The following is a 26,718-nucleotide window of genomic DNA, read 5'->3' on the forward strand; positions in this document are numbered from 1 at the left end:
CTATTATTTAGCAGCAGTTTTACCAGCCTTTCTTCTAATGATCTCACCCACGAAACGCACACCTTTACCTTTGTAAGGCTCGATTTTTCTAAGTGATCTAATCTTAGCAGCTACTTCTCCAACCAATTCTTTATCAGTAGACTCCAATGTTACAATTGGGTTCTTACCTTTCAAAGTCTCAGCACTCACTTTCACTTCAGTAGGTACTTCCATGAAAATATTGTGAGAATACCCCAAGTTCATCTCAAGTATTTGTCCTTGAGTCACAGCCTTGTATCCTACCCCTACTAATTCCAATTCCTTTTTGTATCCTTCTGACACACCTATCACCATGTTGTTGATCAAAGATCTATACAACCCGTGAAGCGCTTTATGTCTTTTTTGGTCAGTTGGTCTCTTTACAGTAAGTGAACCGTCTTCCAGTGTGATATCAAAATCACTATCAATCGTACGTTCCAAATTACCTTTTGTCCCTTTGACATTGATAGTAGAGCCGTCAACTTTGACTTCAACTCCCTGTGGCAATGCAATTGGCTTATTTCCTACTCGTGACATCTTTATCTAATTAATAAACGTAACACAATACTTCCCCGCCAACATTGTAACCTTTGGCCTCTTTATCAGAAATAACGCCTTTAGAAGTTGACAAAATTGCAATACCAAGTCCATTTAATACTCTAGGTAATGCGTCAGACTGCACATACTTTCTCAATCCAGGCTTAGACACTCTTTCGAGGTGTACTATTGCCGATTCTTTGGATTCAGCATTGTATTTCAAAGCAATTCTGATTTTCCCCTGAACACCATCATCTTCGAACTTATAGTTACGTATGAACCCCTTGTCCATCAATACTTTAGTAATCTCCTTCTTTACATTAGAAGCAGGGATTTCTACGATTCTATGATTCGCTGCGATAGCGTTTCTCAATCTTGTTAAATAATCTGCTATTGGATCTGTCATTACAGTATACTTTTAACCCCTATTTTTTTAACAGGGGTGCAAAGTTAGTTAATATTTTATATTTTAAAAACTCTTTTACCAGCTAGCTTTCGTTACACCTGGAATTTTTCCTGCAGACGCCATTTCTCTGAATGTCACCCTAGATATTCCAAACTTTCTCATGTAACCCTTAGGCCTACCGGTAAGCTTACATCTGTTATGCAACCTTACTTTTGAAGAGTTTCTCGGCAACTTGTCCAAGCCTTCGTAATCACCAGCAGCTTTTAGCTCAGCTCTTTTGGCAGCATACTTAGCAACAAGTTTTTCTCTTTTGCGCTCTCTAGCTTTTATTGATTCTCTTGCCATCTTAGTTATTATTATTTTTTCCAGCGAAAGGCATTCCAAACGCTTTCAACAATTCAAAACTTTCTTCATCCGTATTGGCAGTTGTCACAAACGTGATGTCCATACCTGCGATTCTATTGATCTTATCAATTGAGATCTCTGGGAAAATGATCTGTTCTTTGACTCCCAAGGTATAGTTACCTCTTCCGTCAAAGCCTTTATCCTTCACTCCTTTAAAATCTCTTACACGTGGAAGCGCAACAGCCATCAATCTATCCAAGAATTCGTACATCTTGTCTCCTCTCAATGTCACACGTGCACCGATCGGCATGTTCTCTCTCAATTTGAAGTTAGAGATTGCCTTTTTAGACAAAGTAGGAACAGCCTTCTGGCCAGTAATCATAGACAACTCATCCACACCTGCGTCTACCAATTTCTTGTCAGACACCGCATCACCAATACCTCTGTTGATTGAAATTTTCTCAATCTTAGGCACTTGCATTACAGACTTGTACTGAAATTTCTCTTTCAATGCAGGAACAATTTCCTCGCTGTATTTTGTTCTTAATCTAGGATTAGCCATTGATTACCTCCCCGGTTTTTTTTGATACTCTTACCAATTTTCCATCATCTCCTGCTTTACGAGCCACTTTAGTCGCTTCGCCTGTTGCAGGGTCTACTAGCATCAAGTTACTGATATGAATAGAAGCTTCTACTTTCTTGATGCCACCTTCTGGATTCTCTGCTGAAGGCTTAGTGTGCTTAGTCACCATGTTTAATCCCTCAACGATCGCTCTATACTTACTTGGGAATACCTCTAGTATAGCACCGGTCTTTCCTTTAGAATTACCAGATAGAACTTTTACAGTGTCCCCTTTTTTTACGTGAAATTTCATTGTCTAATATTTAATATAATTAGATATCAATCCTTAAAGCACTTCTGGTGCTAAAGAAACAATTTTCATAAACTGCTTCTCTCTTAATTCTCTCGCCACTGGCCCGAAAATCCTGGTTCCTCTAGGCTCATCATTTCCACCCAAAAGCACTGCAGCATTGTCCTCGAATCGAATATAAGACCCGTCCTTTCTACGAATCTCCTTCTTCGTTCTAACGACTACTGCCTTAGATACGGTTCCTTTCTTGAGATTACTAGAAGAAATTGCTGATTTAACCGTAACAACAATCTTGTCTCCTACAGAAGCATACCTTTTACCAGTACCTCCCAATACGCGAATACAAAGTACCTCTTTAGCACCACTGTTATCCGCTACACTTAGTCTTGACTCTTGTTGTACCATTGTTATTTAGCTCTTTCTATTATTTCTACTAATCTCCACCTTTTGTTCTTAGACAAAGGTCTCGTCTCCATGATCTTTACAGTATCACCTTCACCGCAATCATTGTTCTCATCATGAGCACTGAATTTCTTCGTTGTACTCATAAACTTACCGTATATTGGGTGCTTCACCTTACGTAGTACTTGTACAGTGATGGTTTTATCCATCTTGTTACTGACTACTTTACCGATACGTTCTTTTCTTAAATTTCTGGTTTCCATCGTGAACTTATTGTTGAGCCAATTCCTTAGCTCTGATTTCAGTGTTTAACCTTGCTACTAATTTCTTAGAGTCTTTCAATCTCATAGGGTTTTCTATTGGAGTGATGGCATGTGCAAACTGCAACTTAGCCAAAGCGTCTTTCTCCGCAATAACCTTAGATTTCAACTCTTCCAATGACAATCCTTTTATTTCAGAATTTTTCATAGTTCTATTATTTAATCAGAGAGGTTAAACCTTATCCCTGATGATCTCTTCTAACAACAAACTTCGTTCTCACCGGCAGCTTCTGTTGAGCCAATCTCAACGCCTCCTTGGCTGTCTCTTGACTCACACCAGCCGCTTCAAACAAGATAGTACCTGGTCTAATTGTCGCTACCCAATACTCAGGAGCTCCTTTACCTTTACCCATCCTTACTTCAGCAGGCTTCTTAGTGATAGGCTTGTCTGGAAAAATTCTAATCCAAACCTGACCTTCTCTTTTCATTGCTCTAGTCATTGCAATCCTAGAAGCCTCTATTTGTCTACTGGTAATCCATCCGGGCTCCAAAGACTTGATACCAAAAGTACCGAAAGCCAGCGTATGTCCTCTCTGGGCTATACCCTTGATTCTGCCTTTCTGTTTCTTTCTGAACTTGGTTCTTTTTGGTTGTAACATTTCTTTAATTCTTTAATTCCAATTCAATGGAGTAGTCAAAAAAATTATTTTCTATTTCTTCTAGGAGCTCCTGCACCTGGACGTGGACCTCTATTACCACCTCGGTTTCCTCCTGATTGGTTCGCAGCGCCTATGTTAGGAGACAAGTCTCTTTTTCCATATACCTCGCCTTTGAATATCCAAACCTTGATACCGATTTTACCATAGATAGTGTCCGCCTCTGACAATGCATAATCAATATCAGCTCTCAACGTATGAAGTGGAATTCTACCCTCCTTGTACTGCTCAGATCTCGCCATCTCTGCTCCACCCAATCGGCCCGAGCATTTGATTTTGATCCCTTCTGCTCCTACTCTCATAGTCGCTGCAATCGCTTGCTTCATTGCTCTTCTAAAAGAGATTCTAGCTTTCAATTGCTGTGCAATAGACTGTCCTACCAATACAGCATCCAACTCAGGTCTCTTAATCTCGAAGATGTTGATTTGAAGGTCCTTGCCAGTCAATTTTTTCAACTCCTCCTTGATACGATCTACTTCAGATCCTCCTTTACCAATCACCACTCCCGGTCTAGCCGTATGAATTGTCAAAGTAATTCTCTTGATCGTTCTTTCAATAACAACTTTTGAAATTCCGCCTTTAGGAATACGTACTTGGATATAGTTTCTGATTTTGGTATCTTCTACCAATTTATCTGGAAACGTCTTTCCCCCATACCAGTTGGAGTCCCAACCTTTAACGATTCCTAATCTAAGTCCTACAGGATTTACTTTCTGTCCCATTACTTTTGTGAATTTTCAGTGTTATTTCCTTCCTTTACTTCTGATGCAGCATAGCTATCCACCACTACAGTCACGTGGTTAGATCTCTTTCTGATTCTATGCGCTCTACCCTGAGGTGCAGGTCTCAAACGCTTCAAAATTCTGCCGCTATCTACGAATATCTCTTTGACATAAAGATCCGCTTCTTCAAGCTTTGCATCTTCATTTTTGATCTCCCAGTTAGAAATCGCAGAAAGTAATAATTTTTCTATTCTACCAGCACCTTGCTTTGCTTCGAACTTCAAAATGTTCAAGGCATTGTTCACTCTTTGGCCTCTTACCAAATCAGCTACTACCCTCATTTTGCGAGGCGAAGTTGGTACATTCTTTAATTTTGCTACAGCTTCCATAGTTCGCTAATTATCTCTTTTTATCCTTCTTATTGATGTGACCTCTGAAGTTTCGAGTCGGTGCAAATTCACCTAGCTTATGTCCTACCATGTTTTCAGTCACAAATACAGGAATAAACTTGTTTCCATTGTGCACAGCAAACGTGTGGCCTACAAAATCAGGAGAAATCATTGATCTTCTTGACCATGTCTTGATAACAGCCTTCTTGCCTGAATCATTCATGGTATCAACCTTGTTCTCCAACCTAAAATCTATATAAGGTCCTTTTTTTAATGATCTTCCCATTGCTTATTTGTTTTTACCAATGATGAATTTATTAGAATATTTCTTCGGTGTTCTAGTCTTCTGACCTTTGGCGAATATGCCATTTCTAGATCGTGGGTGACCTCCCGAAGATTTACCTTCACCACCGCCCATTGGGTGATCAACTGGGTTCATTGCGACACCTCTTACTCTAGACCTTCTTCCCAACCATCTGTTACGTCCTGCCTTACCGAGCACCACATTCATGTGGTCTCCATTTGAGACAGTTCCAATGGTTGCCAAACAAACCACAAGGATCATTCTCATTTCACCTGAAGGAAGCTTTACCGTAGCATACTTTCCTTCTCTTGCCAACAACTGCACATAGTTACCTGCACTACGAGCGATACATGCTCCTTTACCTGGTTTCAACTCCACATTGTGAATGATCGTTCCCAATGGAATATCAGACAATGGAAGTGTATTTCCAACTTCTGGTGCAACACCCGAGCCAGACAATACAGTCTGTCCTACTTTCAATCCGTGTGGAGCAATAATATATCTCTTTTCTCCATCTGCATAAAAAAGCAAAGCTATTCTAGCAGTCCTCATCGGATCGTACTCTATAGATTTCACTACAGCTGGGATACCATGCTTGTCTCTTTTGAAATCAATAGTTCTATATTTTCTCTTATGACCACCACCTACATTTCTAATGGTCATTTTTCCACTATCGTTACGACCGCCATTGCGGTGAACTCCTTTGGTCAAAGATTTTTCCGGAGTAGATTTAGTTATCTCCTCAAATACAGGTGCTACCCTATATCTGGTACCCGGAGTTATCGGTTTTAATTTTCTTACAGCCATTTTTTAACTATTTATACTCCTCCGTAAAAATCAATTATATCTCCTTCAGCCACTTGCACAATCGCCTTTTTGTAAGAAGCAGTTCTTCCAGAAATGACTTTTGATTTCGTGTACTTTGTTTTTGCTTTTCCAGGGTAAACCATTGTGTTTACACTTTCTACAGTCACACCGTATGCTTTCTCTACGGCTTTCTTGATCTCAACTTTGTTGGCATCCTTATCCACGACAAAGCCATATCGTCCGCCTTCGTTTAGAGCAGAAACTTTTTCTGTAACTATGGGTCTTTTTAATATACTCATCTTCTTATTTCGTTAATAAGTTCTGAATCTTCTCAATTGAACCTTCCAACAAGATCAAGTTGTCTGCATTCAACAAATCATAGGTATTGATTTGTGCTGCGGTAGTGACTTGTGCTTTTTTCAAGTTCTTTGATGACAACAAGACGTTCTTATTGTCTTCTGCTAATACCAACAAAGTCTTCTTGTCAGTAAAAGAAAGGCTATTCAACAACGCTGCATAGTCCTTAGTTTTTGGCGCTTCAAATGTGAAGTCCTCCAACACAGCTATACTCTTCTCTGTAGCCTTATAAGTCAAAGCTGACTTTCTTGCCAACACCTTCAACTTCTTGTTGAGATCGATAGAGTAGTTTCTTGGTTTAGGACCAAATACTCTTCCTCCTCCTCTAAACAACGGAGACTTGATACTACCTGCTCTGGCGGTACCTGTTCCTTTTTGTTTCTTTATCTTTCTCGTTGATCCTGCGATCTCCGCTCTCTCTTTCGATTTATGCGTTCCTTGTCTTTGGTTCGCCAGATACTGCTTTACATCTAGATAGATAGCATGATCATTTGGCTCGATTCCAAAAACATCCTTAGACAAATCTACCGTTCTGCCGGTATCTTCTCCTGATTTAGTTAATACGGATACTTTCATGACTATTTCTCTAGAATTACTGTACCATTTTTAGGACCAGGGATTGATCCACTTACCAAAATAAGGTTCTTCTCAGGTATGATTTTCATCACCTGTAAGTTTGTCACCTTTACACGATCGTTTCCTGTACGACCAGCCATTCTCATCCCCTTGAATACTCTTGCTGGATAAGAAGCTCCACCGACAGATCCAGGTGCTCTCAACCTGTTGTGCTGACCGTGAGTCGCTTGTCCTACTCCACCGAAGTTGTGTCTCTTTACTACTCCTTGGAATCCTTTACCTTTAGAGTTAGCTACTACATCCACAAAATCTTCCTCTTGGAAAATATCTGCAACACTTAGTGTTTGACCAAGTTCCACTCCTCCTTCAAACTCAACACGGAAGTCTCTGAACTCGACCAAATGTTGCTTAGGAGTTGTCTTCGCTTTTGCGAAGTGACCTTTCAAGGCTTTCGTTGTGCGCTTTTCCTTACGTTCTCCGTAACCCAATTGCACAGCTGTATACCCGTCAGTGTCTTCGTTCTTTACTTGCGTCACTACGCAAGGACCAGCTTCTATCAATGTGCATGCGACGTTACGTCCATCGGCACTAAAGATGCTAGTCATCCCAATTTTTTTTCCTATTATACCTGACATTACAGTATTAAATTTCTATAAACTTATTGTTTCCCTTTACTCTTTTTGGCAAAAGGACTGCAAAGATAGTAATAAACTATTCTATCTCAAATAATTAAACATAAATATTCGCTACACGTAGCGACAAAAAAAGAACCAGCAAATGAATGCTGGTTCTTTCAGTATCTACCAGTCTGAATTATCAGACCTTGATTTCTACATCGACACCACTAGGCAACTCGAGCTTCATCAAAGCATCGACAGTTTTTGCACTATTTGAGTAGATATCTACAAGTCGCTTATACGTACAAAGCTGAAATTGCTCTCTAGCCTTTTTGTTGACGTGTGGTGACTTCAATACAGTGAATTTTTCCTTAACAGTAGGAAGTGGAATCGGTCCGCTTACTACTGCGCCAGTAGTCTTCACCGCTCTTACGATTTTCTCAGATGACTTGTCAACCAAGTTATGATCGTAAGACTTTAGTTTGATTCTAATTTTCTGATTCATATCAATAATTATTTAGCGGACTATTCGCCTTTTTCTTTTTTAATCACTTCATCTGCTATATTCTTTGGAACTGGATCGTAGTGAGAGAATGTCAACGAAGCAGTAGCTCTACCTGAAGTCATTGTTCTCAAATCGGTCACATACCCAAATAGCTCAGACAACGGAACGTCAGCTTTTACCACCTGTGAATTTCCTTTTACGTCCATCCCCTTCATGATACCTCTACGTCGGTTCATATCACCTGTCACAGATCCTGTGTACTCATCAGGAGTTACTATTTCTACAGCCATGATAGGCTCTAGCAATACAGGGCTAGCTTTTTTAGCAGCTGCCTTGAATCCCAACCTAGCTGCCATCTCAAAAGAGAGAGCATCCGAATCCACATCATGGAAAGATCCGTGATATAGTTTCACCTTCATCGAGTCAAGTGGGAACCCAGCCAATGGTCCATTGAGCATAGCAGATTCAAATCCTTTCTGAATTGAAGGAATAAATTCCTTTGGAATCACTCCCCCAACAATCTTGTTGTCAAACTGCAAGCCCACTTTGTCAAAATCTTCATCTACTGGAGACAATTCAAATACGATATCAGCAAACTTACCTTTACCCCCTGATTGCTTCTTGTAAACTTCTTTGTGATCTACTAATGACTGGATAGCTTCCTTGTATGCCACCTGAGGAGCTCCTTGGTTGATTTCAACCTTAAACTCTCTCTTCAAACGATCAATGATGATGTCGAGGTGAAGCTCACCCATACCTCTCAAAATCGTCTGACCTGTATCATGATCTGTCTCTACTACCAAGGTAGGATCCTCTTCTACAAGCTTGGCAATTGCCATACCGAGTTTATCAGCATCCGCTTGAGTTTTAGGCTCAATAGCGTAACCAATTACTGGTTCTGGAAAATCCATAGACTCAAGTACAATCTTATGCTTCTCATCACAAAGTGTATCTCCAGTCTTAATGTCCTTAAATCCAACTACAGCAGCAATATCACCAGCATGGAACTGATCAATTTGATTTTGCTTGTTTGCATGCATTTGGAAAATTCTAGAAATTCTTTCCTTCTTGTCTGTTCTAGTGTTCCACACATAAGATCCAGAATCCAAAGTACCTGAATACGCTCTAGCAAAACACAAACGACCAACGAATGGATCTGTAGCGATTTTAAAAGCTAACGCTGCAAAAGGCTCAGAAGCAGATGGTTTCCTAGTTGTAGGCTCCTCCGTATCTGGATTAGTACCTGTGATACCCTCTCTGTCAACTGGTGAAGGAAGCAATTCCATCACATAATCAAGCATAGTCTGTACTCCTTTGTTTTTGAAAGCAGATCCACAGAACATAGGCACAAACGCCAAGTCAATAGTTGCCTTTCTAGAAGCAGCAATGATTTCCTCTTTGGAGATCGAGTTTGGATCCTCGAAGTACTTCTCCATAAGGCTTTCGTCATATTCTGCGACTGCCTCGAGAAGCTCCTCTCTGTACTGATCCACCTCATCGACCATATCAGCAGGGATTTCGATTTCATCGAAAGTCATCCCTTTATCTTCTTCGTTCCAGACCATCGCCTTTCTCTCTACGAGATCGACCACACCGCGGAAACCATCTTCAGCACCGATAGGCAATTGGAATGGAACGGCCTTGGTAGCCAATCTTTCCTTCACTTGCTTACATACCATCAAGAAGTCCGCTCCAGATCTGTCCATTTTATTGACAAACCCAAGTCTAGCAACTTTATAGTTATCAGCTAGCCTCCAGTTAGTCTCAGACTGTGGTTCTACACCATCCACTGCACTAAACAAGAAAACCAACCCATCCAAAATCCTCAAAGATCTGTTTACTTCTACTGTGAAGTCAACGTGACCTGGAGTATCAATGATGTTGATATGATATTGTTCCTCTTTATAATTCCAAAAAACGGTGGTAGCAGCAGAAGTAATAGTAATACCTCTTTCTTGTTCCTGCTCCATCCAATCCATAGTAGCTGCACCATCGTGCACCTCACCTATTTTGTGGCTGACGCCTGTGTAATATAGAATACGCTCTGTAGTGGTTGTTTTACCTGCATCAATGTGCGCAGCGATACCAATATTACGAGTCAATCTTAGATCTCTTGCCATTATTTCTTCTGATTAAAATCTAAAATGTGAAAATGCTTTGTTTGCGTCGGCCATTCTGTGCGTATCATCTTTCTTCTTCACAGCTGCACCTTCGCCTTTGGCTGCTGCGATTATTTCACCAGCCAAACGCTCCTTCATTGTTTTTTCGCCTCTTGATCGAGCGTATGAAATCATCCACTTGATTCCGAGTGAAGTTTTCCGGGAAGGTCTTACTTCAATTGGAACCTGGAATGTAGCACCGCCTACTCTTCTGCTTTTCACCTCGACAGAAGGCATAATGTTGTTAAGCGCTTTTTTCCAAGTCTCAAGACCATTCTCACTTGTTTTTTCTTCAATGATCGCTATCGCGTCATAAAAGATCGAATAAGCAATACTCTTCTTTCCGTCCACCATTAGATAGTTCACAAACTTCGATACTAACGTATCTTGGAACTTCGGATCAGGAAGAATATATCTCTTCTTTGGTTTCGATTTTCTCATCTTATTTTATCAGTTTTTACTTTTTATCCTTAGGTCTTTTGGCACCATACTTAGATCTTCTCTGCAAACGACCGCTTACGCCCGCCGTATCGAGAGCTCCTCTAATGATATGGTATCTCACACCCGGTAAATCTTTTACTCTACCGCCTCTGATCAATACAATCGAGTGCTCTTGTAGATTGTGACCCTCACCTGGAATATAGGCGTTCACTTCTTTACCATTCGTCAATCTTACCCTTGCGACCTTTCTCATTGCCGAGTTAGGCTTCTTTGGAGTAGTAGTGTAAACTCTGGTACAAACTCCACGACGTTGAGGACATGCGTCCAAAGCCGGAGACTTTGATTTAGAAACCAATGTTTTTCTACCTTTTCTTACTAATTGTTGTATAGTAGGCATCTATCTTTCTTTTAAAATTATTCTCTACCGTTCATTTTTTGGGAACGCAAAGATAGAGACTATTCATCTCTAATTAAAACATTGAAATAAAAAAATGTATTGATTATCAGCAATTTTCACCAATTATTTCACATGCATTCCCTACATTTTGGCCTTGTGACCAAAAAAAAGGAGCCCATTTAGGACTCCTTTTATCATTTTATTTTCAACTGACTAGGCCTCTCCTACTGCTCCCCCAAAATTCATGGGAAACTTTGGTGAGTCTTCTACCTGTTTGATAGGACCAAAAGTCTGTTCGTATTTCACAATATTGTCATGCAATGCTGCATGTAATCTTTTGGCATGTTCAGGAGTGATCACAATTCTTGCTTTCACTTTCGCCTTAGGCACACCAGGCATCAACCGAATAAAGTCTACCACAAATTCAGAATTCGAATGCGCGATCATTGCCAAATTGGCATACACTCCTTCAGCGATCTCCTCTGGCAATTCAACATTGATCTGATTGCCTTGCACTTTCTTTTCCTGCTTTTGATCTTCCTTATTCATTCTCCTGATACTCTTTAGACTTGTTTGCAAACTCCTCTTTCGAACTGACCAAAGAATCATACTCCTCTTGTGACCCTACGATCAACTTTTGGAAAGTTCTCTGCCCAGTACCAGCAGGGATCAAGTGACCTACAATTACGTTTTCTTTCAAGCCTTGGAGGGTATCTCTCTTGCCTCGAATAGATGCTTCACTCAGTACTTTGGTAGTCTCCTGGAAGGATGCTGCCGAAATAAAGCTTTCAGTACCCAAAGATGCTTGCGTGATACCTTGTAGTGTTGGCTTTGAAACTGCAGGTTCTGCACTTCTTACCTCTACCAATTTCAAATCCTTTCTTCTCAAGCTAGAGTTTTCATCTCTCAGCTGACGTGAAGTTAAAATTTGTCCTGGTTTCACATTTGGAGAATCACCTGCCTCAGAAACTACTTTCATATCCAAAATCGAGTCGTTCTCTTCCATGAACTTGATCTTGTCTACTATTTGGTTTGGCAAGAAGCTCGTGTCACCTGCGTCCAAAATGATCACTTTCTGCATCATTTGTCGCACAATGGTTTCGATATGCTTATCGTTGATTTTCACCCCTTGCAATCTGTATACTTCTTGAATTTCATTCACCAAGTATTCTTGTACCGCAGTAGGTCCTTTGATAGACAAAATATCCGCTGGGGTAGTTGCTCCATCCGAGAGCGCATACCCTGCCCGTACAAAGTCATTGTCTTGTACCAAGATGTGCTTCGATAGTGATACCAAGTACCTCTTTTTCACTCCATCTTTCGACTCAATGAAAATCTCTCTGTTTCCTCTTTTGATACCGCCGTATGTCACTACACCGTCAATCTCAGAAACCACTGCAGGGTTGGATGGGTTTCTCGCCTCAAACAACTCAGTCACTCTTGGTAGACCTCCCGTAATATCTCTAGACTTACCCATCGATCGAGGAATCTTAGCCAAAATTTGACCTCCTTTGATTTCATCTCCTATATCAACAGAAAGGTGAGCACCTACAGGTATATTGTAGAGTTTTTCATCATCACCACTGATTACAACGATAGCCGGGTTCTTGGTCTTATCCTTCGTGTCAATGATTACTTTCTCTCTGTGACCTGTTTGCTCATCAGATTCTTCTTTGTATGTAATTCCCTCTTCAATAGAGTCAAAATCGATCTTACCATCAAACTCAGAAAGAATTACCGCATTGTACGGATCCCAACTACATAGTTGATCTCCCTTTTTTACTTTTTTCTTGTTCTTGACATTCAAGAATGCTCCATAAGGGACGTGATTACTAATCAAAGTCTTGCCTGTTTCTGCGTCGTTGATTTTAATCTCACCCGCTCTAGCCATTACCACGTTGGTTTCTTTACCCTCTGCGTTTGTGGTCTTGATTGATCTGAGTTCTTCGAACTCGATCACACCGTCAAATTTCGCATTGATGGTTGCCTCTACAGCGATGTTAGAAGCAGTACCCCCTACGTGGAATGTTCTCAAAGTCAACTGTGTACCTGGCTCACCAATAGACTGTGCTGCAATCACTCCGACAGCATCGCCATTCTGTGCCATCTGACCTGAAGCCAAGTTTCTACCATAACAATTGGTACAAACGCCTTTTTTCGATTCACAAGTCAATACCGACCTGATCTCTACTTCTTCGATAGCTGTTTCATCTACTTTATTTGCCAGCTCTTCAGTAATCTCAATTCCAGCAGGAATCAACAATTCTTTGGAGATCGGGTCATAGACATCATGAACAGAAACTCTACCAAGAATTCTTTCAGACAAAGGCTCTACAATATCCTCATTATCCTTCAATGCTGAGACCACCAATCCTCTCAAGGTGCCACAATCCTCTTCGTTGACAACCACATCCTGCGCCACATCAACAAGACGTCTTGTCAAGTAACCTGCATCTGCAGTTTTCAATGCCGTATCCGCAAGACCTTTACGTGCACCGTGAGTAGAGATAAAGTACTCGATTACATCCAGTCCTTCTTTAAAGTTGGATAGAATAGGGTTTTCGATAATCTCTCCCACCGAACCTTGAAGGTTCTTTTGTGGTTTAGCCATCAATCCTCTCATTCCTCCTAGCTGACGAATCTGCTCTCTCGATCCCCTTGCTCCAGAGTGCATCATCATATAGATCGAGTTAAAACCTTGATCTTCTTCTTCAAGCTGAGTCATCAAAGTACCTGTCAACATGGAGTTGATTCGTGTCCAGATGTCAATGACTTGATTGTATCTTTCGTTGTCTGTAATCAGACCCATTTGGTAGTTTGCCCATACAGCATCCACTTCCTCTTTGGCCTGAGCGACAAGACTTTCTTTCTCTTCAGGAATATTGATATCACCTAGTCCCATCGACAACCCTCCTTTGTATGCAGATTGGAATCCGAGATGCTTGATATCATCCAAGAACTGAGCAGTCCTTGCCATTCCTGTAATCTTAAATACATGAGAAATAATCTGCTGTAGCTTTTTCTTGGAAAGCAACTCGTCCACAAAACCCACCTCTTCTGGCACGAATTGGTTGAACAATACTCTACCCGCTACGGTTTCAATGATCTTGGTTTCCAATTCACCCTTCTCATTTCTGACCTTCGTTCTCACTTTGATATATGCATGCTTGGATAGACGCTCTTCATTGATCGCAATAATCACCTCTTCCGCACTATAGAAGGTCATACCTTCACCTTGTACTTTTTCCTTCTTAGTAGTTCTTCTACCCTTAGTCACATAGTACAATCCCAAAACCATATCCTGAGAAGGAACCGTAATCGGCGCTCCGTTGGCAGGGTTCAAGATATTGTGTGACGCCAACATCAACAAAGAAGCTTCCAAAATCGCTTCATGTCCTAACGGTACGTGAACAGCCATCTGGTCTCCATCAAAATCGGCGTTGAATGCAGTACATGCCAATGGATGAAGTTGGATTGCCTTTCCTTCGATCAATTTCGGCTGGAAAGCCTGAATACCCAATCTGTGAAGCGTAGGAGCACGGTTGAGTAGGACCGGATGTCCTTTCAGTACATTTTCCAAAATATCCCAAATCACAGGATCCTTTCTGTCCACAATTTTCTTTGCTGACTTCACCGTCTTCACGATACCTCTTTCGATCAATTTTCTGATCACAAAAGGTTTGAAAAGCTCAGCTGCCATTCCTTTTGGAAGACCACATTCATGCATCTTCAATTCTGGTCCTACAACAATTACCGAACGACCTGAATAATCAACACGCTTACCAAGCAGGTTCTGACGGAAACGTCCTTGCTTACCTTTGAGCATATCACTCAGTGATTTCAATGCTCGGTTTCCATCCGAACGGACGGCATTCACTTTACGTGAATTATCAAATAGCGAATCAACCGCTTCCTGAAGCATACGTTTCTCATTTCTGAGGATAACTTCTGGTGCTTTGATATCGATCAATCTCTTCAATCTATTGTTTCTGATAATGACTCGTCTATACAAATCATTCAAATCAGATGTAGCGAATCTACCACCATCCAATGGCACCAATGGGCGCAATTCAGGAGGAATCACCGGGACCATCTTGATGATCATCCACTCAGGTCTGTTTTCGATTCTCGTCTTGGCATCTCTGAAAGCTTCTACCACTTTTAGACGCTTCAAAGCTTCCGCTTTTCTCTGCTGAGAAGTGTCAGTCGCTGCTTGGTGTCTCAAATCGTAAGACAAGGTGTCCAATTCGATTCTTGAAAGAGACATTTCCAATGCTTCAGCCCCCATTTTCGCGATGAACTTATTCGGATCAGAATCCTCAAGCATTTGGTTCTCTCGTGGCAATTTGTCCAAGATATCCAAATACTCATCTTCTGTCAAGAAATCATGTCTGTTGATACCATCCTCTTCTTTGAGTCCTGGCTGGATTACCAAGTAGCGCTCATAGTAGATGATTTGATCCAATTTCTTAGTAGGTATCCCCAACAAGTAACCAATCTTGTTTGGCAATGACTTGAAATACCAGATATGGGCCACAGGGACGACCAACTCGATGTGTCCCATACGCTCTCTTCTGACTTTTTTCTCTGTGACTTCTACGCCACATCGATCACAGATAATACCCTTATATCTGATTCTCTTGTATTTTCCGCAATGACATTCCCAATCTTTCACGGGTCCAAAAATTCTCTCACAGAACAAACCACCCATCTCTGGCTTGTATGTTCTATAATTGATTGTTTCCGGCTGTGTAACCTCACCATGTGAGCTTTCCAGAATAGATTCGGGAGAAGCTAAACTGACTGTTACTCTCGAAAAGTCACTGCTTAGCTTTTTGCTTTTTCTGAATGCCATAATTCAATATATAGTTAGTGGCCATACGAGACGGCCTAGTTATCAATAATAAATTAGTCTAAAGTGATTTCAAGAGCCAAACCTCTCAATTCATGAACCAGTACGTTGAATGATTCAGGAATATTCGGTTTGTTCATGTTTTCACCTTTCACAATCGCTTCGTAAGCTTTTGCTCTACCAATCACATCATCCGATTTGATTGTCAAGATCTCCTGAAGTACGTTGGCTGCACCGAATGCTTCGAGTGCCCAAACTTCCATCTCTCCAAATCTCTGTCCACCAAATTGGGCTTTACCACCCAATGGTTGCTGAGTAATCAATGAGTATGGTCCAATCGATCTAGCGTGCATCTTATCATCGACCAAGTGCCCCAGCTTCAACATGTAAGCAATACCTACAGTGACTGGTTGATCAAAACGCTTACCGGTCAACCCATCGTACAAGTATGATCTTCCGTACTCTGGCAATCCCGCCTCCTTCAACTCAGCAGCCACTTCTTCCATGGTTGCTCCATCAAATATCGGAGTAGCGTATTTTCTACCTAACTTATATCCAGCCCAAGCAAGAACAGTCTCATAGATCTGTCCAATGTTCATCCTAGATGGTACCCCTAGTGGGTTCAAGCAGATATCTACTGGTGTCCCATCTTCCAAGAATGGCATATCCTCTTCACGAACAATTCTTGCGACAACCCCCTTGTTACCATGGCGACCTGCCATCTTATCCCCTACTTTCAGCTTACGCTTCTTGGCGACATAGACTTTGGCTAGTTTCACAATACCTGCTGGCAACTCATCTCCAACTTCAAGTGTAAATCTCTCTCTCTTGAAAATACCACCGATATCGTTTCTTTTCTTGTTATAGTTCTTCACCAACTCAAAAACCATTTTGTTGATTTTTTCATCAGTCGTCCAATGATCTAAAATCAAGTCAGAAATCAAATTGACTTCTTCTGCGACATGGTAGCTGCTTTCATCTCTATAGACATTCCTATCTGGGAAGAAATTCTCCTGAATGTTTTTGGCGTTGAATTTCACACCTTTCGACATGATCTCTTCACCAAATTTATGCTTTACTCCTTGACAGGTCTTACCTCCCAATAGCTCTACAAGTTTCTCCACGATCTTTACCCTCAAATCCTTCAGATCTTTAGAGTAAGCCGCCTTGAGTATCTCTACTTCCTTCTTCGCTTTGGCTCTTAAATCCTTGTCCTTCTTTGGACGAGAGAATAGTTTAGTATCAATTACCACACCTCTCAAGGATGGTGAAGCCTTCAATGAGGCATCTTTCACATCTCCAGCTTTATCTCCAAAGATCGCTCTCAAGAGCTTCTCTTCTGGCGTTGGGTCAGTTTCTCCCTTAGGCGTAATCTTACCGATCAGAATGTCACCTTCTTTGATTTCTGCTCCTACTCTAATGATTCCATGCTCATCCAAGTTTTTGACAGCTTCCTCACTGACGTTTGGAATTTCAGAAGTCAACTCTTCTTCCCCTCTTTTCGTGTCTCTTACTTCGAGTTCATACTCATCGATATGAATCGACGTAAACACATCGTCGCGCACTACTTTCTCAGAGATAACAATCGCATCCTCAAAGTTGTATCCTTGCCATGGCATGTATGCCACTTTCAAGTTCCTACCCAAAGCCAATTCGCCGTTCTCAGTTGCAAAACCTTCACACAACGGCTGACCTGCCACTACTTTGTCTCCCTTGAAAACAATAGGTTTCAAGTTGATACAGGTATCTTGGTTTGTTCTTCTAAATTTGATCAAATCATAAGTAGTCACTTCATCCTCAAACGAAACCAACTTCTCGTCTTCTGAAGTGTTATATCTCACCGAAATCTTGGTTGCATCGACATAGTCAATTACCCCTTCTTGTCTCGCCAAAATCAACGATCGAGAATCCAATGCTACACGCTTTTCTAGACCCGTACCTACGATTGGAGCCTGTGGCTTCAATAGTGGGACAGCTTGGCGCTGCATGTTTGATCCCATCAGTGCACGGTTGGCATCATCATGTTCCAAAAACGGAATCATAGATGCCGCTACCGACACAATCTGGTTTGGAGCTACGTCCATATATTTGAGATCTTTAGGTCCCACTACTGGGAAATCCCCTTCAAATCTCGCTTTAACCGTATCGTTGACAAAGTTTCCATCATCCGTCAATGGAGCATTTGCCTGTGCGATGTTGTATGTATCTTCTTCTTCAGCCGTGAGGTATTTGACATCACTAGTCATATTTACCACACCGTCTTCCACCTCTCTATATGGAGTTTCGATGAAGCCCATGCTATTCACTTTGGCGTGTACACATAGAGAAGAGATCAAACCAATGTTTGGTCCTTCTGGAGTTTCAATCGTACAAAGTCTACCGTAGTGTGTATAGTGCACATCTCGAACCTCAAAGCCTGCTCTCTCTCTCGAAAGACCACCTGGTCCAAGTGCAGACATTCTTCTTTTGTGAGTCACCTCCGCCAATGGATTCGTCTGATCCATAAACTGTGACAACTGGTTGGTGCCAAAGAATGAGTTGATCACTGAAGACAAGGTTCGCGCATTGATCAGGTCAATTGGCTTGAACTCTTCATTGTCTCTGACGTTCATTCTCTCCTTGATCGTTCTTGCCATTCTTGACAGTCCCACACCAAACTGAGAATAAAGCTGCTCTCCAACTGTTCGTACACGTCTATTACTCAAGTGGTCAATATCATCAACTACAGCTTTGGAGTTGATCAAACCAATCAAATATTTTACGATCAAAATGATATCGACTTTCGTCAATACTCTTGAATCGTTGCTCAAATCAAGCTGAAGTTTTCTATTGATTCGATAACGACCCACTTCACCTAAATCATAACGCTTGTCACTGAAGAACAAGTTGTTGATGATGTCACGAGCGGTTTGTTCATCAGGAGCTTCAGTATTTCTAAGCTGACGATAGATTTGTTCTACCGCTTCTTTTTCTGAGTTAGAATTATCCTTCTGCAGCGTATTGTAGATGATGGAATAATCCGTAATGTTAACATCCTTTTTGTGCAGGATGATAGATTTAGAACCTGAGTCTAGGATCGTTTCGATATCCTCTTCTCCGATTACTGAATCTCTTTCGAGCACAACCTCATTTCTATCGATAGAAACTACCTCACCGGTATCTTCATCTACGAAATCCTCCGTCCATGTTCTCAAGACTCTTGCAGCAAGCTTTCTACCCACTACTTTGGCCAAATCCTTTTTGACGGCATTCACCTCTTCAGAAAGACCAAACAAGTCCAAAATATCTTTATCAGAACCATAACCGATCGATCTCAAAAGAGTCGTCACCGGAAATTTCTTTTTTCTATCAATGTAAGCGTACATGACGTTGTTTACATCGGTAGCGAATTCTATCCAAGAACCTTTGAAAGGGATGATTCTTGCAGAATATAGTTTTGTACCATTGGTGTGCTTACTTTGGGCAAAGAACACACCTGGCGATCTGTGTAGCTGTGACACGATCACACGTTCAGCACCATTGACAACAAACGAACCTTTGGCAGTCATATAAGGAATGTTGCCTAAGAAAACCTCCTGCTCGATAGTTTCAAAATCGTCATTGTCTTCATCATTGCAAGACAATCTCAACTTTGCTTTCAGTGGAACAGAATAGGTTAAACCTCTGTCAATCGACTCGTCAACATTGTACTTCGGAGGATCCACCAAGTAATCGATGAACTCTAGAACGAAGTTCTCTCTCGAATCAGATATCGGGAAGTTTTCTGAAAACACCTTAAACAATCCTTCTTGAACTCTCTTTTCAGCGGGAGTTTCCAACTGGAAAAAATCCTCAAAAGATTGTAATTGAACCTTCAAAAAATCAGGATAATCTATCACCGATTTTATAGAAGAGAAACTAATTCTTTCAGATTTATTTTTACTAGCCAAGGCCGTATAATTTAATGTTACAATAAAAAGGGAAATGCTTCTACCTAAGCAGAAACAGGAAAAGACCTGATCCCGATATGCGTCGGGACCAGGTCTAAATATTTAGACGTTTTTAAATAAAAACTGTCAATTCTTATGCAAGCTCTACTTCAGCTCCTGCTTCTTCTAGTTGCTTCTTGAGACCTTCAGCCTCATCTTTAGCTAAACCTTCCTTAACTGGCTTAGGAGCGCCATCTACTAATTCCTTAGCTTCTTTCAATCCAAGACCTGTCAATTCTTTCACCAATTTCACGATAGCCAATTTAGCACCTCCTGGTGACTTCAAGATTACGTCAAAAGAGCTTTTTTCTTCAGCTCCACCAGCATCTCCACCAGCAGCTCCAGCAACCATTACAGGCGCAGCAGCAGCAGCAGGCTCAATACCGTACTCATCTTTCAATATTTCAGCTAATTCATTTACTTCCTTTACAGTAAGGTTAACCAACTGTTCAGCGAATTCTTTTAAATCTGCCATTTTTTTAAATAATTAAATTTTTAATAATTTGAAACCTAAATTAACGTTCAGACAAAGTCTGTAATAGTCCAGAAAGTGTTTGTCCTCCACTCTGAAGCGAAGAAATAACATTTTTGGCTGGAGATTGCAACAATCCAATAACTTCTCCGATAAGCTCATTTTTAGACTTGAGATCAGCTAATGTATTGAGATGTTCCTCACCTATAAAGAGATCGTATTCGATGGAAGCCCCTTTAAGCTTTGGTCTATCTAATTTGTCATCCTTTTTAAACTTTTTGATAAGCTTAGCAGGTACGTTTGCTGAATCTTCTCCAGTAAACATTACACCTGAAAAACCTGTCAAAACTTCTTCATTCAATGAAGAGAAATCAGCATCGACTGTTTCCAATGCCTTTTTAATCAAGGTATTCTTGATTACCCTGTATTCTACGCCACTTTCGAAGCACTTTCTTCTCAAGTCATTCACTTCCGCAACAGTCATTCCTGCTGCATCCGTAAAGTAGAAGTTTCCACTTGACTTAAATTTACCCGAAAGCTCCTCTATAATTTTGGCTTTTTCTTCTCTTGTCATCTTAGTTCTTTTTAAATCCTACTGTCGCCAGCATGAAATATTTAAAGCTAATTTTACAATCCAGCAATCGACCCTTTATCAATCTTGATACCTGAGCTCATTGTACTAGAAAGACTAATGACTTTCACATAAGTACCTTTTGCACTTGCAGGCTTCAATTTTGATATTGTGTTTATCAATTCCAAAGCATTGTCCTTGATCTGTTCTGGAGTGAAAGAAACTTTCCCTACACTCGCATGAATGATACCGAACTTGTCTACTTTGAAATCTATCTTACCAGATTTTACTTCATTTACTGCTTTAGCTACGTCCAAAGTAACTGTACCAGATTTTGGGTTTGGCATCAAGCCTCTAGGCCCGAGAACTCGACCGATACGACCCACTTTGGCCATAACTGTAGGCATTGTAATGATGACATCAATATCCGTCCAACCACCTTCGATTTTCTTGATATAGTCATCCAATCCTACATGATCCGCTCCTGCATCCTTTGCTTCTTGCTCTTTGTCAGGCGTACATAGTACAAGTACTCGTACGTCCTTTCCCGTTCCGTGTGGAAGAGCTACTACTCCTCTCACCATCTGGTCTGCCTTTCTTGGATCAACTCCTAACCTAATATCGAGATCTACCGATGCGTCGAATTTAGTTCTAGTAATTTCCTTCACTAGCTTAGATGCTTCCTCAATGCTATAGCTTTGAGTCTTGTCATACTTTTCAGCAGCTAGTTTCTGATTTTTCGTCAATTTTGCCATTTTAATTTTAAATTAATTGGCCCAAGGGGCTTGTCCACTTACTTTGATTCCCATACTTCTTGCTGTACCAGCGACCAACTTCATTGCAGATTCCACTGTAAATGCGTTCAAATCCGGCATTTTAGTCTCTGCAATTTCTTTGACTTGATCCCAAGACACAGAACCTACCTTATCTCTGTTAGATTCAGAAGAACCTTTTTTGAGATTAGCAGCATTGAGTAACAATACTGCCGCTGGAGGGGTCTTGATTACAAAGTCAAAAGACTTGTCAGTGTAGATAGTAATGAGCACAGGGAGTACCTGACCCGCTTTTTCTTGGGTTCTAGCATTAAATTGCTTACAGAAATCCATAATGTTAAGACCCTTACTACCTAGCGCAGGTCCTACAGGAGGAGAAGGATTGGCAGCACCACCCTTAATCTGTAACTTTAAGTAACCACTAATTTCCTTAGCCATTTCTACTCTGTTTTTTCTACTTGAATATAATTAAGTTCTACAGGCGTGTTTCGACCAAAAATCTTAACCATAACGTTAAGCTTTTTCCTCTCTTCGAAGACTTCCTCCACATTGCCTGTGAAACCACTAAATGGACCGTCCATCACTTTGACTGCCTCGCCTACAATAAACGGCGTATCGAGCTGTTCTTCTTGCTCTTCCGCCTCGTCTACTTTACCCAAAATTCGGTTCACCTCATTTTGACGTAGTGCGACAGGTGTTTTGGATGGTCCCCCATCATTTGCCCCTAAAAACCCTATTACTCCTGGGATATTGGTGATGGTGTGTTGCACTTCACCATGATTGATGTCAGCAGATATCAAGATGTATCCAGGAAAGAAATTTCTCTCTCGGACTCTCTTTTTTCCATTTCTCATCTCATATACCTTTTCTGCAGGTATCATTACTTGAGGAATGAAATCTTCTAGACCCATTCTGGTGATTTCAGTTTCAAGATAAGACTTTACTTTCTTCTCTTGTCCACTGACAGCACGAACTACGTACCATTTTAGTTCACTCATAATATCAGGACTTTAGGCTAATTAAAGGTTATGATAATACCAGTCCAATAGATTCTCAAAACTGATATCTATTAGACCAATGAACAACGCAAAGATCAGGGAAGCGACAAGGACTAAAACCGAACTACTCTGTAGTTCTGAATACTTGGACCATGTAACTTTGTGGGCCATTTCATCATAAGATTCCTTAAAAAAATTAATCAGTTTAGTCATAGTACAAACCTTTGCTATTAAACATTGCACGGGTGGAGAGACTCGAACTCCCAGCCAATGGTTTTGGAGACCACTACTCTGCCAATTGAGCTACACCCGTGTATTTGAACCCTCAAAAAAGGATTGCAAAATTAGAACATTTATTTTATATAAACAAATGCGCTTCATTGTAAAATGAAACGCATTTGATACTCTTCTATAAAAAACTTAGAACTTAGTCTAAGATTTCTGTTACTTGTCCAGAACCAACTGTTCTACCGCCTTCTCTGATCGCAAATCTCAATCCTTTTTCCATTGCGATTTTGTTGATCAAAGTTACCTCGATAGTTACGTTATCACCTGGCATTACCATTTCAACTCCTTCTGGAAGCATGATCTCACCAGTTACGTCTGTTGTTCTTACGTAGAACTGAGGACGGTATCTGTTGAAGAATGGAGTGTGACGTCCACCTTCTTCTTTAGATAGTACGTAAACTTCAGCTTTGAATTTAGCGTGTGGGTTTACAGAACCAGGCTTACAGATAATCATACCTCTTTTGATTTGGTCTTTCTCAATACCTCTCAAAAGTAGACCAACGTTATCGCCAGCTTCACCTCTATCCAATATTTTTCTAAACATCTCAACACCAGTGATTGTAGACTTCATGTCTTCTGCACCCATACCGATGATATCAACAGGATCTCCAGTGTTAGTTACACCTCTTTCGATTCTACCTGTCGCTACAGTACCTCTACCTGTAATAGAGAACACATCCTCTACAGGCATCAAGAAATCCTTATCGATTGCTCTTTCTGGTAACGGAATGTAGTTATCTACTGCATCCATCAACTCATCGATTTTAGCAACCCACTCTGGCTCACCGTTCAATCCACCAAGAGCAGATCCAGCGATTACAGGAATATCATCACCTGGGAAGTCGTACTCAGAAAGCAATTCTCTCACTTCCATTTCAACTAGCTCAAGCAGTTCAGGATCGTCGACCAAATCGACTTTATTCATAAATACAACCAAAGCAGGAACACCTACCTGACGAGAAAGCAAGATGTGCTCTCTAGTTTGTGGCATTGGTCCGTCTGTAGCAGCTACTACGATGATCGCACCATCCATTTGAGCCGCACCAGTAATCATGTTTTTCACATAATCCGCGTGACCAGGACAGTCAACGTGAGCGTAGTGACGCTTCTCAGTTTGGTATTCAATGTGAGAAGTATTGATTGTGATTCCTCTTTCTGCTTCTTCTGGAGCGTTATCGATAGAACCAAAATCCTTAATTTCTGCAAGACCTTTGTCTGACAATACTTTTGATATTGCAGCGGTCAAGGTTGTCTTTCCGTGATCCACGTGACCAATAGTACCAATATTCACGTGAGGTTTCGAACGGTCAAAGGTTTCTTTAGCCATGTCTGAAAATTCCTATTTAGTTAAAACTTTATTTAAAATATAAAAATGCTAAACCTCCAGGGCATAGCAACTACTCTCGCCAATATATCCTCTCAAACAAGGATAACTCAGAAATGTAAGAGCCAATGACGGGATTTGAACCCGTGACCTCTTCCTTACCAAGGAAGCACTCTACCCCTGAGCTACATCGGCTAATAATAAGAGCGGGAGACGAGGCTCGAACCCGCGACCTACAGCTTGGAAGGCTGTCGCTCTACCAACTGAGCTACTCCCGCTTATTACTAATCATACCATGCTTACATGGCACGGCCAATGGTGGGGGGAGCAGGATTCGAACCTGCGAAGACATAAGTCAACGGAGTTACAGTCCGTCCCAGTTGGCCGCTTTGGTATCCCCCCTTGTTCAATAAAATTCAAGAACCTTCCCTATCAAGTCCTGAGATAAACACCTCTCTCGTTTTTTAGGAAGTGCAAAATTATATGCTTTTGATTCTTATTCAAATTTTTGCAAAACTATTTTCTAAGCTTTTTATATTTTTTCTTCTTTATGCTTTTAATGCCGTTTAAAGGCCGATTTTTGACTAGAAAAAATCTCCAGCCAAGCTCCCACAGCTCCCATAGAAAAGAAACAAACAACAAATCAAAGAATGATATTTCTCAACCGATTATTTCCACTTTATATGTTTGCTATGTTGACTCTATTTTGTCAATGCACACATCAAAACATCGATAACCAGATGACGACAACCCAAATGCCATCAGACCCACATTCTTATGCGATTCCTTCTGAATCTGTCATCTCTCATTTGGATTGGGACGCAAATGTAAGTTTCCAAACCAAAACAATCGAAGCTAGCGCCACATATATTTTAAAAAATTCTTCTGAAGCTCAAAAAATCATCCTAGACACGAAAAATCTCACGATATTTTCGGTCACGGATAACGAGGGACATGTCCTCCCTTACGAACTAGGGGATGAGCAAGTCCATTTAGGCCAAGCACTGACAATCAAAATCACACCCTCGACTGCTTCGATCAAAATCCACTACAAAACCTCTCCTGATGCTGAAGCGCTCCAATGGCTCAGCCCCAAACAAACTGCAAACAAAACCTCTCCCTTCTTATTCACTCAGTCCCAAGCCATACTGGCTCGGACGTGGATTCCAATTCAAGATTCTCCAGGAATCCGCTTCACTTATTCTGCAAAAGTTCAAGTCCCTCAAGAGCTACTTGCCCTCATGAGCGCAAGCAACCCCACCGAAAAAAACGATTCGGGGCTGTATCTATTCGAAATGCAACAAGCCATACCCGCCTACCTCATGGCACTTACCGTAGGGGATGTGTCCTATGCCAGTCTTGGCAAGCGAAGTGGTGTATATGCAGAACCGAGCCTTCTCGCCAAATCAGCCTATGAATTTGAAAATCTGGAGCAAATGATCCAAGCCGCTGAAACCCTCTATGGCCCGTACCGGTGGGAACGCTATGACGTCATCGTCCTTCCTCCTAGCTTTCCTTTCGGGGGAATGGAAAACCCACGGCTCACTTTCGCTACACCTACAATCATCGCAGGAGATCGCTCACTTATATCCCTAGTGGCACACGAGCTCGCTCACTCATGGTCTGGCAACTTAGTCACCAATGCCACTTGGAATGACTTTTGGCTCAACGAAGGCTTCACTGTCTATTTTGAAAATCGTATCATGGAAGCTCTCTACGGTAGAGAGTATGCCGAAATGCTGGCTCTGCTCTCCTTACAAGATCTCCAGGAAGAAGTAAAAGAGATCAATGATATCCACCCTGCAGACACACATCTCAAACTCGACCTCACGGGCAGAAACCCCGACGATGGAGTCACTGCCATCGCATATGACAAGGGGTACTACTTGCTCCGTATGTTGGAAGAAACAGTCGGTCGCGAAGTTTGGGACGATTTTGTCCGCAAGTACTTCGATGAACATGCGTTTCAGGGAATGACTACAGAGGAATTCATCCTCATACTTCAAAAAGACTTGCTCGATGCTCATCATATAGACATGTCTCCATCCCTCTACAAGGAATGGATTTATAAGTCAGGCTTACCCAGCAATTGCCCACAGCCTGTGTCCAACAAATTTATACGAGTGGAGCAAGCGATCGACAACTGGGTAGACAACCAGAATCCACAAATCCTTCGAGAAGAATATGACGCAGAACAGTGGAGTACCCACGAGTGGCTCCATTTCATCCGCACACTACCTACCCCCTATCCAGCAGCAAAAATGGCCGTACTGGATCAGGCATTTGGTCTAACTCAATCGGGCAACAGTGAAATATTCGCAGTATGGGGAGTCCTCGTCATCGCCAACCAATACAAAACAGCCTACCCTGAGTTGCAAGAGTTTCTCATCCATACGGGACGAAGGAAATTTCTCATGCCGCTATACAAGGAGATGATAAAAACAGCCGAAGGAAAGCGTAGAGCCCAAGAAATATATACCTTGGCACGTCCAAATTACCACTCGGTAGCCTATAATTCCTTGGATCCATTGCTGCAGTGATCTTTTTCTTTCTGGTGACTCCCTGGAATCACCAGAAAGAAAAAGATCAACTACCAAAACATAGCTTTTTGATAATCCTTAGGTAACTGGCAAACTATAAGA

At 41.3% G+C, this 26,718-nt stretch carries 31 protein-coding genes and 4 tRNA genes; 1 reads left to right on the forward strand and 34 read right to left on the reverse strand.

The window, feature by feature from the left end; translation table 11 throughout:
- Positions 1-3: 3 nt before the first annotated feature.
- The 34 genes from rplF to BFP72_RS14185 all read right to left on the reverse strand — a co-directional run bounded on the left by rplF (position 4) and on the right by BFP72_RS14185 (position 24,478).
- Positions 4-555: a 50S ribosomal protein L6 gene (gene rplF, locus BFP72_RS14020; protein ID WP_099599732.1), complete on the reverse strand. Its 552-nt coding sequence runs from the start codon at positions 553-555 to the stop codon at positions 4-6.
- A gap of 10 nt (positions 556-565) precedes the next feature.
- Positions 566-961: a 30S ribosomal protein S8 gene (gene rpsH / locus BFP72_RS14025; RefSeq protein WP_099599733.1), complete on the reverse strand. Its 396-nt coding sequence runs from the start codon at positions 959-961 to the stop codon at positions 566-568.
- 75 nt (positions 962-1,036) lie between these two features.
- A complete protein-coding gene (rpsN, locus tag BFP72_RS14030) occupies positions 1,037-1,306 on the reverse strand; it encodes a 30S ribosomal protein S14 (protein ID WP_099599734.1) in 270 nt (89 codons plus the stop codon).
- A gap of 1 nt (position 1,307) precedes the next feature.
- Positions 1,308-1,868 (reverse strand): 50S ribosomal protein L5, encoded by a 561-nt coding sequence (rplE, locus tag BFP72_RS14035; protein WP_099599735.1) that lies wholly within the window; start codon positions 1,866-1,868, stop codon positions 1,308-1,310.
- Positions 1,861-2,181: a 50S ribosomal protein L24 gene (gene rplX / locus BFP72_RS14040; RefSeq protein ID WP_099599736.1), complete on the reverse strand. Its 321-nt coding sequence runs from the start codon at positions 2,179-2,181 to the stop codon at positions 1,861-1,863. Before rplX ends, rplE begins: the two co-directional genes overlap by 8 nt.
- Positions 2,182-2,214: 33 nt before the next feature.
- Positions 2,215-2,583: a 50S ribosomal protein L14 gene (rplN, locus tag BFP72_RS14045; RefSeq protein WP_099599737.1), complete on the reverse strand. Its 369-nt coding sequence runs from the start codon at positions 2,581-2,583 to the stop codon at positions 2,215-2,217.
- 2 nt (positions 2,584-2,585) lie between these two features.
- Entirely contained in the window at positions 2,586-2,843 is a 258-nt protein-coding gene (rpsQ, locus tag BFP72_RS14050) for a 30S ribosomal protein S17 (protein WP_099599738.1), read from the reverse strand.
- Positions 2,844-2,850: 7 nt separating this feature from the next.
- A complete protein-coding gene (gene rpmC, locus BFP72_RS14055; RefSeq protein ID WP_099599739.1) occupies positions 2,851-3,048 on the reverse strand; it encodes a 50S ribosomal protein L29 in 198 nt (65 codons plus the stop codon).
- A gap of 31 nt (positions 3,049-3,079) precedes the next feature.
- Positions 3,080-3,499, reverse strand: coding sequence for a 50S ribosomal protein L16 (rplP, locus tag BFP72_RS14060; protein ID WP_099599740.1), 420 nt, complete (start codon positions 3,497-3,499; stop codon positions 3,080-3,082).
- Between the two features lie 44 nt (positions 3,500-3,543).
- Positions 3,544-4,278, reverse strand: coding sequence for a 30S ribosomal protein S3 (rpsC, locus tag BFP72_RS14065; RefSeq protein WP_099599741.1), 735 nt, complete (start codon positions 4,276-4,278; stop codon positions 3,544-3,546).
- The gene (gene rplV, locus BFP72_RS14070) at positions 4,278-4,667 is read right to left on the reverse strand and encodes a 50S ribosomal protein L22 (protein WP_099599742.1); all 390 of its coding nucleotides are present in this window, start codon (positions 4,665-4,667) and stop codon (positions 4,278-4,280) included. The genes rpsC and rplV overlap by 1 nt, the downstream gene beginning before the upstream one ends.
- Before the next feature lie 10 nt (positions 4,668-4,677).
- On the reverse strand, positions 4,678-4,953 hold the full coding sequence (rpsS, locus tag BFP72_RS14075) for a 30S ribosomal protein S19 (RefSeq protein ID WP_099599743.1): 276 nt from the start codon (positions 4,951-4,953) through the stop codon (positions 4,678-4,680).
- A gap of 3 nt (positions 4,954-4,956) precedes the next feature.
- A complete protein-coding gene (gene rplB, locus BFP72_RS14080; RefSeq protein ID WP_099599744.1) occupies positions 4,957-5,778 on the reverse strand; it encodes a 50S ribosomal protein L2 in 822 nt (273 codons plus the stop codon).
- 11 nt (positions 5,779-5,789) lie between these two features.
- Positions 5,790-6,077, reverse strand: coding sequence for a 50S ribosomal protein L23 (gene rplW, locus BFP72_RS14085; RefSeq protein ID WP_099599745.1), 288 nt, complete (start codon positions 6,075-6,077; stop codon positions 5,790-5,792).
- 4 nt (positions 6,078-6,081) lie between these two features.
- Positions 6,082-6,711, reverse strand: coding sequence for a 50S ribosomal protein L4 (rplD, locus tag BFP72_RS14090; RefSeq protein WP_099599746.1), 630 nt, complete (start codon positions 6,709-6,711; stop codon positions 6,082-6,084).
- A 2-nt stretch (positions 6,712-6,713) separates the two neighbouring features.
- Positions 6,714-7,346: a 50S ribosomal protein L3 gene (gene rplC, locus BFP72_RS14095; RefSeq protein ID WP_099599747.1), complete on the reverse strand. Its 633-nt coding sequence runs from the start codon at positions 7,344-7,346 to the stop codon at positions 6,714-6,716.
- Between the two features lie 181 nt (positions 7,347-7,527).
- The gene (rpsJ, locus tag BFP72_RS14100; protein WP_089356797.1) at positions 7,528-7,833 is read right to left on the reverse strand and encodes a 30S ribosomal protein S10; all 306 of its coding nucleotides are present in this window, start codon (positions 7,831-7,833) and stop codon (positions 7,528-7,530) included.
- A 20-nt stretch (positions 7,834-7,853) separates the two neighbouring features.
- A complete protein-coding gene (gene fusA / locus BFP72_RS14105; protein ID WP_099599748.1) occupies positions 7,854-9,953 on the reverse strand; it encodes an elongation factor G in 2,100 nt (699 codons plus the stop codon).
- A 12-nt stretch (positions 9,954-9,965) separates the two neighbouring features.
- A complete protein-coding gene (rpsG, locus tag BFP72_RS14110) occupies positions 9,966-10,433 on the reverse strand; it encodes a 30S ribosomal protein S7 (RefSeq protein ID WP_099599749.1) in 468 nt (155 codons plus the stop codon).
- Positions 10,434-10,449: 16 nt separating this feature from the next.
- Complete coding sequence (gene rpsL / locus BFP72_RS14115; RefSeq protein ID WP_073122854.1) at positions 10,450-10,830, reverse strand: 30S ribosomal protein S12; 381 nt, start codon at positions 10,828-10,830, stop codon at positions 10,450-10,452.
- Between the two features lie 213 nt (positions 10,831-11,043).
- Positions 11,044-11,379 (reverse strand): DUF3467 domain-containing protein, encoded by a 336-nt coding sequence (locus tag BFP72_RS14120; RefSeq protein WP_099599750.1) that lies wholly within the window; start codon positions 11,377-11,379, stop codon positions 11,044-11,046.
- Positions 11,372-15,685: a DNA-directed RNA polymerase subunit beta' gene (gene rpoC, locus BFP72_RS14125; protein WP_099599751.1), complete on the reverse strand. Its 4,314-nt coding sequence runs from the start codon at positions 15,683-15,685 to the stop codon at positions 11,372-11,374. Before rpoC ends, BFP72_RS14120 begins: the two co-directional genes overlap by 8 nt.
- Before the next feature lie 53 nt (positions 15,686-15,738).
- Positions 15,739-19,611, reverse strand: a complete 3,873-nt coding sequence (gene rpoB / locus BFP72_RS14130) for a DNA-directed RNA polymerase subunit beta (RefSeq protein WP_099599752.1) — start codon at positions 19,609-19,611, stop codon at positions 15,739-15,741.
- A 133-nt stretch (positions 19,612-19,744) separates the two neighbouring features.
- Complete coding sequence (gene rplL / locus BFP72_RS14135; RefSeq protein ID WP_099599753.1) at positions 19,745-20,125, reverse strand: 50S ribosomal protein L7/L12; 381 nt, start codon at positions 20,123-20,125, stop codon at positions 19,745-19,747.
- Positions 20,126-20,165: 40 nt separating this feature from the next.
- Positions 20,166-20,696: a 50S ribosomal protein L10 gene (gene rplJ / locus BFP72_RS14140; protein WP_099599754.1), complete on the reverse strand. Its 531-nt coding sequence runs from the start codon at positions 20,694-20,696 to the stop codon at positions 20,166-20,168.
- A 53-nt stretch (positions 20,697-20,749) separates the two neighbouring features.
- Positions 20,750-21,448: a 50S ribosomal protein L1 gene (gene rplA, locus BFP72_RS14145; protein ID WP_099599755.1), complete on the reverse strand. Its 699-nt coding sequence runs from the start codon at positions 21,446-21,448 to the stop codon at positions 20,750-20,752.
- Between the two features lie 12 nt (positions 21,449-21,460).
- Positions 21,461-21,904 (reverse strand): 50S ribosomal protein L11, encoded by a 444-nt coding sequence (rplK, locus tag BFP72_RS14150; protein ID WP_099599756.1) that lies wholly within the window; start codon positions 21,902-21,904, stop codon positions 21,461-21,463.
- Between the two features lie 2 nt (positions 21,905-21,906).
- Positions 21,907-22,464, reverse strand: coding sequence for a transcription termination/antitermination protein NusG (gene nusG / locus BFP72_RS14155; RefSeq protein WP_099599757.1), 558 nt, complete (start codon positions 22,462-22,464; stop codon positions 21,907-21,909).
- Between the two features lie 21 nt (positions 22,465-22,485).
- Positions 22,486-22,677: a preprotein translocase subunit SecE gene (gene secE, locus BFP72_RS14160; protein ID WP_099599758.1), complete on the reverse strand. Its 192-nt coding sequence runs from the start codon at positions 22,675-22,677 to the stop codon at positions 22,486-22,488.
- 27 nt (positions 22,678-22,704) lie between these two features.
- Positions 22,705-22,777 (reverse strand) — tRNA-Trp (locus BFP72_RS14165).
- A gap of 114 nt (positions 22,778-22,891) precedes the next feature.
- Positions 22,892-24,079 (reverse strand): elongation factor Tu, encoded by a 1,188-nt coding sequence (tuf, locus tag BFP72_RS14170; protein ID WP_099599759.1) that lies wholly within the window; start codon positions 24,077-24,079, stop codon positions 22,892-22,894.
- A gap of 120 nt (positions 24,080-24,199) precedes the next feature.
- Positions 24,200-24,271, reverse strand: a tRNA-Thr gene (locus BFP72_RS14175).
- Between the two features lie 10 nt (positions 24,272-24,281).
- A tRNA-Gly gene (locus tag BFP72_RS14180) sits at positions 24,282-24,354 on the reverse strand.
- Positions 24,355-24,392: 38 nt separating this feature from the next.
- Positions 24,393-24,478, reverse strand: a tRNA-Tyr gene (locus tag BFP72_RS14185).
- Positions 24,479-24,816: 338 nt separating this feature from the next.
- Here BFP72_RS14185 and BFP72_RS14190 point away from each other — a divergent pair.
- The gene (locus BFP72_RS14190) at positions 24,817-26,616 is read left to right on the forward strand and encodes a M1 family metallopeptidase (protein WP_221406525.1); all 1,800 of its coding nucleotides are present in this window, start codon (positions 24,817-24,819) and stop codon (positions 26,614-26,616) included.
- Positions 26,617-26,718: the final 102 nt, after the last annotated feature.

The sequence above is a fragment of the Reichenbachiella sp. 5M10 genome (assembly GCF_002742335.1).
Classification (GTDB): domain Bacteria; phylum Bacteroidota; class Bacteroidia; order Cytophagales; family Cyclobacteriaceae; genus Reichenbachiella.

Coding starts and splice junctions, on each gene's coding strand:
- secE (WP_099599758.1), bottom strand. CDS start 22,677: ATGACTAAACTGATTAATTTTTTTAAGGAATCTTATGATGAAATGGCC.
- rpmC (WP_099599739.1), bottom strand. CDS start 3,048: ATGAAAAATTCTGAAATAAAAGGATTGTCATTGGAAGAGTTGAAATCT.
- fusA (WP_099599748.1), bottom strand. CDS start 9,953: ATGGCAAGAGATCTAAGATTGACTCGTAATATTGGTATCGCTGCGCAC.
- rpsS (WP_099599743.1), bottom strand. CDS start 4,953: ATGGGAAGATCATTAAAAAAAGGACCTTATATAGATTTTAGGTTGGAG.
- rplW (WP_099599745.1), bottom strand. CDS start 6,077: ATGAGTATATTAAAAAGACCCATAGTTACAGAAAAAGTTTCTGCTCTA.
- rplD (WP_099599746.1), bottom strand. CDS start 6,711: ATGAAAGTATCCGTATTAACTAAATCAGGAGAAGATACCGGCAGAACG.
- rplN (WP_099599737.1), bottom strand. CDS start 2,583: ATGGTACAACAAGAGTCAAGACTAAGTGTAGCGGATAACAGTGGTGCT.
- rpsJ (WP_089356797.1), bottom strand. CDS start 7,833: ATGAATCAGAAAATTAGAATCAAACTAAAGTCTTACGATCATAACTTG.
- rplE (WP_099599735.1), bottom strand. CDS start 1,868: ATGGCTAATCCTAGATTAAGAACAAAATACAGCGAGGAAATTGTTCCT.
- rplA (WP_099599755.1), bottom strand. CDS start 21,448: ATGGCAAAATTGACGAAAAATCAGAAACTAGCTGCTGAAAAGTATGAC.
- rplV (WP_099599742.1), bottom strand. CDS start 4,667: ATGGAAGCTGTAGCAAAATTAAAGAATGTACCAACTTCGCCTCGCAAA.
- nusG (WP_099599757.1), bottom strand. CDS start 22,464: ATGAGTGAACTAAAATGGTACGTAGTTCGTGCTGTCAGTGGACAAGAG.
- rpsN (WP_099599734.1), bottom strand. CDS start 1,306: ATGGCAAGAGAATCAATAAAAGCTAGAGAGCGCAAAAGAGAAAAACTT.
- rplC (WP_099599747.1), bottom strand. CDS start 7,346: ATGTCAGGTATAATAGGAAAAAAAATTGGGATGACTAGCATCTTTAGT.
- rpsH (WP_099599733.1), bottom strand. CDS start 961: ATGACAGATCCAATAGCAGATTATTTAACAAGATTGAGAAACGCTATC.
- tuf (WP_099599759.1), bottom strand. CDS start 24,079: ATGGCTAAAGAAACCTTTGACCGTTCGAAACCTCACGTGAATATTGGT.
- rpoC (WP_099599751.1), bottom strand. CDS start 15,685: ATGGCATTCAGAAAAAGCAAAAAGCTAAGCAGTGACTTTTCGAGAGTA.
- rplJ (WP_099599754.1), bottom strand. CDS start 20,696: ATGACAAGAGAAGAAAAAGCCAAAATTATAGAGGAGCTTTCGGGTAAA.
- rpsQ (WP_099599738.1), bottom strand. CDS start 2,843: ATGGAAACCAGAAATTTAAGAAAAGAACGTATCGGTAAAGTAGTCAGT.
- rpsG (WP_099599749.1), bottom strand. CDS start 10,433: ATGAGAAAATCGAAACCAAAGAAGAGATATATTCTTCCTGATCCGAAG.
- rplK (WP_099599756.1), bottom strand. CDS start 21,904: ATGGCTAAGGAAATTAGTGGTTACTTAAAGTTACAGATTAAGGGTGGT.
- BFP72_RS14190 (WP_221406525.1), top strand. CDS start 24,817: ATGACGACAACCCAAATGCCATCAGACCCACATTCTTATGCGATTCCT.
- rpsL (WP_073122854.1), bottom strand. CDS start 10,830: ATGCCTACTATACAACAATTAGTAAGAAAAGGTAGAAAAACATTGGTT.
- rplP (WP_099599740.1), bottom strand. CDS start 3,499: ATGTTACAACCAAAAAGAACCAAGTTCAGAAAGAAACAGAAAGGCAGA.
- rplF (WP_099599732.1), bottom strand. CDS start 555: ATGTCACGAGTAGGAAATAAGCCAATTGCATTGCCACAGGGAGTTGAA.
- rplB (WP_099599744.1), bottom strand. CDS start 5,778: ATGGCTGTAAGAAAATTAAAACCGATAACTCCGGGTACCAGATATAGG.
- rpsC (WP_099599741.1), bottom strand. CDS start 4,278: ATGGGACAGAAAGTAAATCCTGTAGGACTTAGATTAGGAATCGTTAAA.
- rplX (WP_099599736.1), bottom strand. CDS start 2,181: ATGAAATTTCACGTAAAAAAAGGGGACACTGTAAAAGTTCTATCTGGT.
- BFP72_RS14120 (WP_099599750.1), bottom strand. CDS start 11,379: ATGAATAAGGAAGATCAAAAGCAGGAAAAGAAAGTGCAAGGCAATCAG.
- rplL (WP_099599753.1), bottom strand. CDS start 20,125: ATGGCAGATTTAAAAGAATTCGCTGAACAGTTGGTTAACCTTACTGTA.